The organism is Protofrankia sp. CiP1_Cm_nod4 (assembly GCF_982290645.1).
Genome location: NZ_CEVIVC010000008.1, coordinates 32,091 through 32,727 on the forward strand (window position 1 = coordinate 32,091; position 637 = coordinate 32,727).

1 pseudogene is annotated in these 637 nt (G+C 76.6%); it reads right to left on the reverse strand.

Features of this window, described 5'->3' with window-relative positions:
* Positions 1 to 637: pseudogene (locus tag AC5LSR_RS03330) on the reverse strand (WD40 repeat domain-containing serine/threonine protein kinase); the annotation flags it as partial.

Sequence of the window (637 nt, forward strand, 5' to 3'; positions counted from 1 at the left end):
AAGTCTCCGCCGCGGGTGGCGGCAACAAGAGCGGCGGCGCTGACGGCGATGAGCACCGCCATGGCGACGATACGGCGGCGAGAAGCACCACCACGGCGGCGGTGCCCTGGCGTCATGCCCGGCCGGCGGCGTGGCCGGGCGCGGCGCGGCCGGCTGGCGAGACGCCCGCCGGCCTCTGCGTCCGAGAGCGCGCCGCCCGAGAACGCGCCGCCCGGGGACGCACCGCCCGGGGACGCACCGCCCGGGGACGCGCCGCCCGGGGACGCAGCGTCCGGGGACGCACCGCCTGTCGACGGTACGGAGGACGCGTCTCCGTGTGCAGGCGGCGTGTCACCGTTGGTAGTGGGCGGCAGTGCTGGGCGGGTGGACGTGAACGGCCGTTCGGCGGCGGCGCGGACCTCGGCGTCGACATGCAGCACGATCCCCGAACGAGCCAGCCAGCCCCAGCCGTAGGCCTCGGCGGCGGCCCGGGCCAGGTCCAGCGCGAAGGCCAGCGCGGACGGCGGACGAGCCACCGGATCGTTCGCCAACGCCCACATGATCACATCCGCCACCTGAACCGGCACGCCCGGCGGCGGTGGCGGGACCTGGTCGGGACGCTGCCGCAGGATGGAGGATGCCGGTGCGAACGGCGTCG